The following is a 10,134-nucleotide window of genomic DNA, read 5'->3' as shown; positions in this document are numbered from 1 at the left end:
GCCACCACGCAAGCGGCGACGGCCGCCGGTGGGCGCCGCCGGGGAACGGCGCCGTGCGGCAAGGGAACGGATGAAGGCTGCATGGCTCTCCTCCTTGGGGGGTGAACCGGCGTCTTCGCCGAATCCGGGCCGGTCGCCCGGATTCGGCGAAGACGCTCGGTATGTCAGGTGCGGGTCCAGCGTTGGTTGGCGCCGCCGTTGCAGGTCCAGATGGTCAGCTTGGTGCCGTTGGCGGTGGCGTTGTTCGGCACGTCGAGGCACTTGTTCGCTCCGACCGCGGTGAAGGTGCCGTCGGCGTTGAGTCGCCACTTCTGGTTGCTCTGCCCGTTGCAGTCCCAGATGATCACCGCGGTGCCGTCCGCCGTCCCCGCCCCGTTCACGTCCAGGCACTTGCCGCCGTACACCCCCAGCTCACCCGCGGCGGTCGACGTCCACTGCTGGTTCGACTGACCGTTGCAGTCCCAGATCTGCACCTGCGTGCCGTTGGTCTGCGAAGAGTTCGGGACGTCGAGGCACCGGTTGGCGTTGACGTTGCGCAGCGCCGTGGCGGCCCCGCCGCCCGAGTTGATCTGCCCGTTGAAGGTGAGCTTCACGACGTACGCGAGGGCGGAGTATGGCTGGTTCGGCAGCGTGATGTGCAGGCCGCTGGAGTCCTGACTACGCGTCGGCAGGTTGATGTACGTGCCGGCTGTGTCGCCGATCATCTCCACCTTGTCGAGGTTGGTCAGGCTGACCTTGCCGGTGCCCAGCGAGGCGAGGTTGAGTGTCGCGCCGTTGCCGGGCCATCCGAGTACGGTCGCGTACAGGACGGTGTTGTCCTTGCTGCGGGTGTAGCGGATGTCCTGCGCCGTGCCGGCACGTGGTGTGGTGAACGAGCCGCCGCCCATCTTGGTAGGGCCTTCGCCGTAGGTGGTCCAGGCCCGGGTGGAGTAGATCGACTCGCCATTGCGCCTCAGGTAGGTGCCGAAGGCGTTCAGCACGTCTTTCTGACCCTGGGGAATCGTGCCGTCGATCATGGGCGAGATGTTGAGCAGCATGTTGCCGTTCTTACTCACGCGGTCGATCAGCGAGTGGAGCATCGCGGGCGCGCTGTAATAGCTGATCCCGTTGGTGTAGGACCAGCTCGAGCTGCTGATGGCGTCGTCGGTCAGCCAGTAGGGGTACTGGATGTCGCCGGGGCCGCCGCGCTCGTAGTCGAAGACCTCGCCGCTGTTGTTGAAGCCGTCCTTGTAGGTGGCCACGACCTCTTTGCCCCACGCGTTGGCCTGGTTGTAGTAGTACGACAGGAAGTTGAGCCGCTGCGACTCGTCGACGCGGGTGAGGTTGAAGTCCTGCCACAAGATGTCCGGCTGGGCCTTGTCGACGACCTCCTTCAGCTTGTCGTACCAGAGCTGGTTCTCCGCGGCCGAGCCGAGCTGCCCGTAGAGCTTCTTCAGCGACGTGGTGGGCTGCGCCGGCACGTGGTCGTAGTAGCCGGTGAAGTTGTAGGCGTGGTGCATCGAGACCAGCAGCTTCATGTTCTTGGCGCGGATCGCGTTGGCGAACAGCTGCAGCAAATCCAGCTTGGGGCCTCGGCCGGCCGAGTTCCACTCGTTGACCTGGCTGTTCCACATCGAGAAGCCGTCGTGGTGCTCGGCCACTGGACCCGCGAACTTGGCGCCGGAGTCGGCGATCAGTTGGGCCCACTCGTTGGGGTCGAAGTTGCCGCCCGCGGACTTCAGACGTGGGGCGAACTGCACCCAGTTGCCTGCCTTGTCGCGGGCGCCGTCGATGAAGTAGTTGTACGGCCAGACCGAGGGATCGCCGTAGGTGTTCTTGTGATAGTTGTTGGCGGCCTGCCCGGAGATGTACATGTTGCGCGGATACCACTCGTTGCTGTACTGAGCGGTGGCGAAGGCTCCCCAGTGCCAGTAGATGCCGAACTTCGCGTCCTGGAACCATTCCGGGGCGGCCGGATGCTGGTCCACCGATGCCCACGTCGGCTGGTAGACGGCGGGCGCGGCCATGGCGGAGCCGGTCAGGGCGGGGGCGGTGAGAAGGGCTGCTCCGGTGAGCAGAGCGGTGCCGGCAAGGGCGGTGCGTCTGCGGAGTGTTGACAGCTGATTGGGTGACACGCTGTCTCCTGGGGGTGGGGTGGTGACTGTGTCGTCCGCTGGCTCACCAGCGGTTTCGGCTCGGGAGGGGTAGCCCGCGGCGACCTTGGAGAAAAGCTTCAAGGGGAAGATGGCCGCGAGGCCGGTGACCGGCCCCTCTCTCAGCTACGGGTCCACTTCTGGTTGGTCCCGCCGTTGCACGTCCAAAGGACGATCGGGGTGCCGTTGGCGGTGCCGGAGCCGTTGGCGTCCAGGCACAGGCCGGACTGGACGCCGGTCACCGTGCCGTCGGCGTTGAGGTTCCATTGCTGGTTGGTCCCGCTGTTGCAGTCCCAGATGATGACTCTGGTGCCGGAGGTCGTCCCGGCGCTCTCGGCGTCCAGGCACTTGTTGCCGTATACCTGGAGCTGTTTGGCGGAGGTGAGCGTCCACTGCTGGTTGGCGCCCCCGTTGCAGTCCCACAGCGCTACCTGGGTGCCGTTGGTCTGGGACTGGTTCGGCACGTCGACGCATCGGCCGGAGGACTGTCCGCGCAGCACGCCGCCGCTGCCGCCGCCCTGACCGGGGGTGATGCTCAGGTTGTCGAACTGGGCGGTCTCGGTGGTGGCGGTGCCGATGCCGACCTGGCCCGCGCCCCAGGTGGCATCGGTGACCGAGCCCACCTGGGTGCCGTCGATGGAGGCGGTGATGGTGCTGCCGGAGAACTTGAGTGCGAGGGTGTGCCAGCGGCCGGTGCCGAGCGCGGCGGCCGTGCCGCTGCGCAGCGTTGTGAGGGCGGCGTCGGTGTTGTTGCGCTGGATCTGCCAGGCACCGGCGTCGGTGACCCGGAAGTAGTAGGCGTTCAGTCCAGCCGGGCCGAAGCTGCGCTGGGTGCCGGCCCGGCCGATCAGCTGGACGTAACCGCTCTGCTCCAGCAGGACGTCGGCGGAGACGGTGTAGTTGTTCCACCCCAGGTCGCCGAGGAGCGCGTACGGGTCGGAACCGCCCGTCCACAGGATCGGCTGGCGGGGGGCCATCTGGCGCACGCACCGGCCGGACCGGCCGCCGCCGCAGGCGGCGACCTCGAAGGAGCCCTGCTGGTCCATGAGGTACTTCGCCTCCCGGCCCACGGCGTAGGAGTCGAAGCCGTCGGTGTACGGCAGGGCGAGCGAGCCGCGGGCGGGGCTGGTGGCGGTCCCCTTGCCTTGCCCGGTGGTCGTGGTGATCGAGTACACGTAGCCGGGCTGCACCGTCAGCGAGAACGCGCCACCCGAGGGAGTCAGGTCGGCGGTGCGGACGAAGTGCTCGGAGGAGTTGCCCGAGTTGACGTTGGTCGCCCAGACGTGGACGGCGCCGGTGGACAGGCCGCCAGTGAGGGTGAAGTTCAGCTGCTGGGCCGTGGTGGCGTCCATCGTCTCGATGATGACGCTGTAGTCGGAGCTGGCTGGTGACTTCAGCGACACGTAGCTGCCGTTGTTGCGATTGCCGCCGATGTAGCCCGTGGAGGCGTCCAGATACTTCCAGCCCGGCGCGGTGAACTGGGTGGTGTGGGCCATCACCCAGGCGTTCTTGCCGATGGAGTAGTAACCCGACCAGGGCTGCGGCGCGACGGCCACGCCCATGGTGGCGAAGGGCAGGTTCGGCGGGATCGCGGCGATGACCGGCCAGTTGATGTAGGCGGTCATCTTGCCGTCGATGTAGTCGCGGTTGATGCCCCGGGCCAGCGCCTTGGCACCGTCGTTGTAGTCGTCGGAGCCGTTCTCGCTGGCCCACAGCGTCTTGCCGGAGTTGATGGCGGTTGTCGAGCTCGGGCAACTGGTCTGGGGGCCGCGATAGCCGCACACGTAGTGGGCGCCGTAGACATCCACGGCGTTGCGGAAGGCGCTGTTGCCGGCGGCGTCGTCGGCCACGCCGAAGCCCCAGTCGTCCGAGGCGATGATCTTGACGTTGCCGAACCCGCGGGACTCCAGCGCTGTGTTGAGGTTGACGTACCAGTTCAGGTCGCGGCCTTTTTCGTTCCAGCCGCCCAGGTAGTCGATCGTCAGCCCGTGGCTGTTCTTGGCGCAGCCGAGCCAGTCGACCAGATAGTTGATGGTGTCCTGGGACCAGAAGTTGCCGTTGCCGAGCCAGCCGGGAGCGCCCCAGGAGAGGCCGACCAGCTTGATGTTCGGGTTGCGGGCCTTGGCCTGCTCCATCAGCCACCATTCGTAACCGCGGTTGCAGTCCAGGTCGCTGGAGGTGTGCCGGTGGCTTGGCTCCGCGCCGCTCGTGGAGTTGGTGTCGCCGCCGATCTCGACCTTGAGGATCTGCATGGCGGCGCCGTAGCCGGGCTTGAACAGGTAGTCGAGGATCTCGCCGCGCTGTGGCTCGGGGTAGTCGATGAGCAGGCGGCTGTTTCCGCCGCCACCGCTGATGGCGCCGACGCCGTCGAAGGTTCGGCCGCCGGAGCCGCCGTTGATCGTGATCCCGACAGCCGCCTGGGCCGGCGAGACGCCGATGAGGGTCATTGCGGCCGTCACCAGTGAGACCACAAGAGCCGAGGCCAGGCGCGCCTTGGCGGTTCTTCGCCGGATCATGAGGAGATTTCCTTTCGACGAGGTATGTGACGGTCGCCCGGCCTCAGTCGATGGCGGCGTTTCGGCGGTGGCGAGGCCGGAGAACTCAAGGTGCTTAGCGCGCACCCTGTTCGGTCCGGGACCGTTGTCAGGGCATGGTGGGATCAGCGCTTTGGCCGTACCGGTCCACGCCCTTCCTGCTTGCGTCGCGGCGTGTGCGCCGAGCGCCATGGGCGCGGTGCTGTTGTCGTAGGGCTTGGTGAATCCCGCCTGGCGAAGTCAATCGTGATGTGTGACAGCAGCAGGTGGCTGCCATCGCTCCAGTACCCGGAGGACTGGGCATCGGGCTCGAGGAGGAAGCGCGGCCGCATCCGTCCCGGCTGAATGATCGCCGGGCACGATCTGGGATATGGCGTCGTCGCCCATGCCTGAACCTCCAGTGCTGGATCAATGAGAGACATGTGGGGAGACCTTCGTGATCCACGACCGGTCCATCGCCGGACACATCACAGCCGAGGGCTCCTGCCGCTCACCACCGATTCCGGCAGAAGGTAGCCGCCTTGCGGACTAAGTGTGGAAATCAACACGAAACAAGTCAAGGCTCTAACGAATCGGTTCGATCGGATGGTGGCGCCTAGGAGGCCTGTGCGCTGGTGCGTCTCCGTCATGCCACGCCGCCACGGGATGAACGTTTCATCACCCCGGCCCGCCGCGGCAGCGCGGCCGCACCCGGTTAGGCCAGATCAAGCCACTTCGGCACGCGGCGAAACCGTGGCAGAGAAGGGCCGGACCCTTGACGGATCTTCTCGCGTCATATTTGCTCCGCCACACCACCACCTCAGTCGGCCTGAGCGGAAGGAGTGCTGGATTCGCCAAGGTGATGTTAACGCTAACAGATCATGTTGAGGAGCCGCCGGCGTGCCGAATCGGGTCGGTCCCGGACCGTGCCCACCGTGCGGCGCGGGTACGGCAACCGCTCAGCACAATCCCAAGTCGCCGATCTTTTCCAAGAGGAGGTCGTCGTGTCCATAACAGACCGGCTGGAGCGCTTCATGCATCGCTCGCCACCTTGCGACACGCTCTCCGGGATTCGCCGAGTCCAGGCGGACGCCGATGGGGGCGGCTGTTCGGCGTCCCTACCTAGCGTTCTATGCGACCGCATCAGGGCCAGGAACCCTGCCACACGCGTTCGTTGACGAGAAGGTTGAGGTTTAGTGTGTTACCGCGAACCTTTCGAATCGATTCGACCTGCTCGCTGACGGCGGCGAGGGGGTTGAGCATGGGTACGTGGGGACGATGGTGGGCCGCCGCGCTGATGGCCGTGGCCTTGGTCGTAACAGGCACGGCGATGGGGGCGGAGACCGCCGGCGCGGAGTCCAACGGCGGGGTGCGGGTCATGCCGCTGGGCGACTCGATCACCGAGGGCACGCAGGTGCCGGGCGGGTATCGGATCGGGTTGTGGCAGCGCCTGGCCGCCGGCCGCTACACGGTCGACTTTGTCGGGTCGCAGTTCAATGGGCCGGGCAGCCTGGGCGACCACGATCATGAGGGCCATCCCGGGTGGCGGATCGACCAGATCGACGCGAACATCACTGGCTGGCTGCCTACGTACACACCGCGCACGGTGCTGCTGCACATCGGCACCAACGATGTCCTGCAGAACTACAACCTGGCCGGTGCCCCGCAACGGCTGTCCACGCTGATCGACCACATCACCACAGCCGTGCCCGACGCGGACGTCTTCGTCGCCACCATCATCCCGCTGTCCAACTCCGGCCAGGAGTCGGCCGGCCGCACCTTCAACGCGGCGATCCCCGGCATCGTCCAGAGCAAGGCGAACAGCGGCAAACATGTCCACCTGGTCGACATGCACAGCAAGTTGGCCACCTCCGACCTGATCGACGGCATTCACCCCACCGCCGACGGCTACGACAAGATGGCCGCCGCCTGGTACAACGCGCTTCAGTCAGTACCTGGCAGCATCGGCCAGCCGGTGGGCGGCACCCCCCGCCCAACGCCCACGCCTGGTACGGGCGCGATCATAGGCGTGGATTCGGGCAGGTGCCTGGACGTCTCCGGCGCCTCCCAGGCGAACGGCGCGCCGGCTCAGATCTGGGACTGCAACGGCCAATCCAACCAACGTTGGACATCGACCAGTGCAAGTGAGTTGAGGGTCTACGGCAACAAGTGCCTGGATGTGTACAACCGGGGGACCGCTGACGGCACCAACGTCATCATCTGGGACTGCAATGGCCAGGACAACCAGCAGTGGCGCTTCAACTCCGACGGCACCATCACCGCCGTCGGGGCGAACAAGTGCCTGGACGTGCCGAACTACTCGACCGCCAACGGCGTAAAACTCCAGATCTGGTCCTGCAGCGGCGCTGCCAACCAGCGCTGGACCCGCCCTGACCCATGACATCCCTCCCCGGCGCCGGTCGTCCGCCTCCGTTTGACCACTCCCTGACCCGACAAGGGACCGCCCGCAATGAGCGAGGGCAGAGCGCCCCAGCCTCCAGGAACCTTCCAGAACCCGCGGCGGATCGCCCGGAGATCTCCCCGACACCCCGGTAGGTAGAGGAATCAGATGCGCAGAATTCTTGGCTTAGCGCTGGCGGCGGTGCTTGCAGCCGCATCCATCGTGGCGATCGGCGGTGAGACGTCGCCCGTCGCCGCCCTGGACAACGGCCTGGCCCGCACGCCCCAGATGGGCTGGAACGACTGGAACAGCTTCGGCTGTAACGTCAACGACGGCCTGATCCGTCAGACGGCCGACGCCATGGTCTCCAGTGGCATGGCGGTGGCGGGCTACGCCTACGTCAACATCGACGACTGCTGGTCCACCAAAAGCCGCAACTCCAACGGTGACCTGGTTCCGGATCCACAGAAGTTCCCCAACGGCATCAAGGCCCTGGCCGACTACGTCCACTCCAAAGGGCTCAAGCTCGGCATCTACTCCTCGGCCGGAACCACGACGTGCGCCGGGTACCCGGCCAGCCTGGGCAACGAGCGGCGGGACGCCGCTTTGTGGGCGTCCTGGGGGATCGACTACCTGAAGTACGACAACTGCGGCGACCACCAGGGCCTGAACGGGCAGCAGCGGTACACGGCCATGCGGGACGCGTTGGCCGCGACCGGGCGTCCGATCGTGTACAGCCTGTGCAACTGGGGCCAGGAGAGCGTGTGGACTTGGGGGATGCCTGTGGGCAACTCCTGGCGCAACACCGGCGATATCGCAGCGAACTGGAACTCGATCATGGGCATCCTGGACCAGCAGGTCGGGCTCGACGCTTACTCGGGCCCAGGCGGGTGGAACGACCCCGACATGTTGGAGGTGGGCGTCGGCGGGGTGACGGGGACCGAGGGCCGCGCGCACTTCAGCCTGTGGTCGCTGCTGAACGCGCCGCTCGTCGCCGGAAACGACATCCGCACGATGAGCGCCGATACGCGCACGATCCTCACCAACACTGAGGTCATCGCGGTCAACCAGGACTGGGGCGGCAGGCAGGGCCACAAGATCAGCGATAACGGCAACCTTGAGGTCTGGCGCAAGCCGATGTCGAACGGCTCGGTCGCGACCGTGCTGCTCAACCGGGGCACGTCGACCTCGACGGTCTCCACCACCGCCTCTGCCCTGGGGCTGGGGTCCGCGTCCTCCTACTCGGTGCGCGACCTGTGGGCGCACACGACGTTCTCCTCGTCCGGGACGATCAGTGCGTCGGTCCCCGGGCACGCGGCGGCCATGTATGTCGTGACCGGAGGGGGCATCGTCACGCCCCCGTCCACGGGCGCGATCAGGGGTGTGGGGTCGGGCAGGTGTCTCGACGTCCTGAACTCTTCGCAGACCAACGGCACGCAGGTGCAGATCTGGGACTGCAACGGCCAGGCGAATCAGCAGTGGACGCCGACCGCGAGCGGTGAGCTGCGGGTCTACGGCGGCAAGTGCCTGGATGTGTACAACCGGGGGACCGCCGACGGCACCAACGTCATCATCTGGGACTGCAATGGCCAGGACAACCAGCAGTGGCGCTTCAACTCCGACGGCACCATCACCGCCGTCGGGGCGAACAAGTGCCTGGACGTGCCGAACAACGCCACCGCCAACGGCACCAAGCTGACCATCTGGTCGTGCAACGGCGGCGCCAACCAACGCTGGACCCGCACCTGAGCTGGCGAAGGTGCCCCAGCCACTCGATCCGAAGCCGGTCCGCCGGTCGTGGCCTGCGGTGGCGCAAGCCTCAGCGCTGAGAGCTGAGTTGTGCCACCGCTTGCCCCGCGGCCCGACGCACCGTAAGGACCGTGAGAACGGCGAGATCGACCCCACAGTCTTCATCGACGACGACGGGCAGGCCTATCTGTACTGGGGCAACCCGCACCTGTGGTAGGTGAAGCTGAACGCCGATATGATCTCCTATTCCGGCAGCTAGACCCAGATACCCCTCACCACCGCGGGGTTCGGCACCCGCACCGGGGATGCGAACCGTCCGACCCTGTTCGAAGAGGGGCCCTGGGTCTACAAGCGCAACGGCCTGTACTACATCGTGTTCGCGGCGAAATGCTGCTCTGAGTTCATCGCGTATTCGACGGCCCCCGGTCCCACCGGACCATGGACCTATCGGGGGACGATCATGCCTTGGCGGTGGATTCACCCGTTCGGTGGCCGTGGAGAAGTTCACCTACAACGCCGACGGCACCATCCCGACCATCAACATGACGACGGCAGGGGCGCCTCAGGTGGGCACCCTGAATCCCTACGTCCGCCAGGAGGCGGAAACGATCGCCTGGGAGTCCGGCGTCGAGACGGAGCCCGCCGGCGAAGGCGGCATGAATGTCGGGTGGATCGAGAACGGCGACTCGATCAAGGTCAAGGGCGTCGCCTTCGGCGCCGGCGCGACGTCGTTCAATGCGAGGGTGGCCTCGGCAACCAGTGGCGGCAAAATTGAGCTTCGCCGGGACGGACTGAACGGCACACTGATGGGAACGTGCGATGTCCCGGGCACCGGTGGTTGGCAGACCTGGGCGAACGTCTCCTGTCCGGTGAGCGGGGCGACAGGAACACATGATCTGTACCTCAAGTTCACCGGCGGAAGCGGTTACCTGTTCAATGTGAACTGGTGGCGGTTCAACGCCGCCGGTGCCTAGCCGATGTCCACTCCCACCTCGTCGAGCGACGGCGCCTGCGCCGCGACCTACCGCACCACTAACTCGTGGTCCGGCGGCGATCAGTACGAGGTCATGGTGACCGTCGGCACTTCCGCGATCGACGGCTGGACCGTCAGATGGAACCCGAGCACCAGCCAGACGATCAGCCGGCGGCACGCCTTCGACACCGTCTTCACGTGCACCGGCTCGTGAGGGACGGCGCCCTGATGGCCGCCGTGCGGCTAGATACGGCGAACCCATGAGCCCGAACGCGCTCTGGCCTGCGCGCGACGACGCCATGAATGGCCGTCATGGGTGCACCGTTGTGGCGGTGCACCCAACACCGGCGGCGAGCAGTTCGTCCC

Annotated in this window: 6 protein-coding genes; 4 read left to right on the top strand and 2 right to left on the bottom strand. The window is 66.4% G+C overall.

Going from position 1 to position 10,134, the window contains the following annotated elements; all coding sequences use genetic code 11:
• Positions 1–164: 164 nt before the first annotated feature.
• Positions 165–2,114 (bottom strand): alpha-L-fucosidase, encoded by a 1,950-nt coding sequence (locus AB0J09_RS17365; RefSeq protein WP_360691280.1) that lies wholly within the window; start codon positions 2,112–2,114, stop codon positions 165–167.
• 140 nt (positions 2,115–2,254) lie between these two features.
• Positions 2,255–4,648: a ricin-type beta-trefoil lectin domain protein gene (locus AB0J09_RS17360; RefSeq protein ID WP_360691277.1), complete on the bottom strand. Its 2,394-nt coding sequence runs from the start codon at positions 4,646–4,648 to the stop codon at positions 2,255–2,257.
• A 1,258-nt stretch (positions 4,649–5,906) separates the two neighbouring features.
• Between AB0J09_RS17360 and AB0J09_RS17355 the strand changes: the two genes are divergently transcribed.
• The 4 genes from AB0J09_RS17355 (at position 5,907) to AB0J09_RS17340 (ending at position 9,982) form a co-directional block, all read left to right on the top strand.
• Positions 5,907–7,046: a lectin gene (locus AB0J09_RS17355; RefSeq protein ID WP_360691274.1), complete on the top strand. Its 1,140-nt coding sequence runs from the start codon at positions 5,907–5,909 to the stop codon at positions 7,044–7,046.
• A 168-nt stretch (positions 7,047–7,214) separates the two neighbouring features.
• Positions 7,215–8,795, top strand: a complete 1,581-nt coding sequence (locus AB0J09_RS17350) for a lectin (protein WP_360691271.1) — start codon at positions 7,215–7,217, stop codon at positions 8,793–8,795.
• 488 nt (positions 8,796–9,283) lie between these two features.
• Positions 9,284–9,769, top strand: coding sequence for a carbohydrate-binding protein (locus AB0J09_RS17345; RefSeq protein WP_360691268.1), 486 nt, complete (start codon positions 9,284–9,286; stop codon positions 9,767–9,769).
• A 3-nt stretch (positions 9,770–9,772) separates the two neighbouring features.
• Positions 9,773–9,982, top strand: a complete 210-nt coding sequence (locus AB0J09_RS17340; RefSeq protein WP_360691265.1) for a cellulose binding domain-containing protein — start codon at positions 9,773–9,775, stop codon at positions 9,980–9,982.
• The last annotated feature ends 152 nt before the right edge of the window (positions 9,983–10,134 follow it).

It is taken from the genome of Nonomuraea sp. NPDC049784 (assembly GCF_040659615.1).
Classification (GTDB): Bacteria; Actinomycetota; Actinomycetes; order Streptosporangiales; family Streptosporangiaceae; genus Nonomuraea.
This window is presented reverse-complemented; position numbering and strand designations above follow the sequence as displayed.

Excerpts from the sequence above, each read along its gene's own strand:
- AB0J09_RS17360 (WP_360691277.1), bottom strand. The coding sequence starts at position 4,648 with ATGATCCGGCGAAGAACCGCCAAGGCGCGCCTGGCCTCGGCTCTTGTG.
- AB0J09_RS17355 (WP_360691274.1), top strand. The coding sequence starts at position 5,907 with ATGGGTACGTGGGGACGATGGTGGGCCGCCGCGCTGATGGCCGTGGCC.
- AB0J09_RS17350 (WP_360691271.1), top strand. The coding sequence starts at position 7,215 with ATGCGCAGAATTCTTGGCTTAGCGCTGGCGGCGGTGCTTGCAGCCGCA.
- AB0J09_RS17340 (WP_360691265.1), top strand. The coding sequence starts at position 9,773 with ATGTCCACTCCCACCTCGTCGAGCGACGGCGCCTGCGCCGCGACCTAC.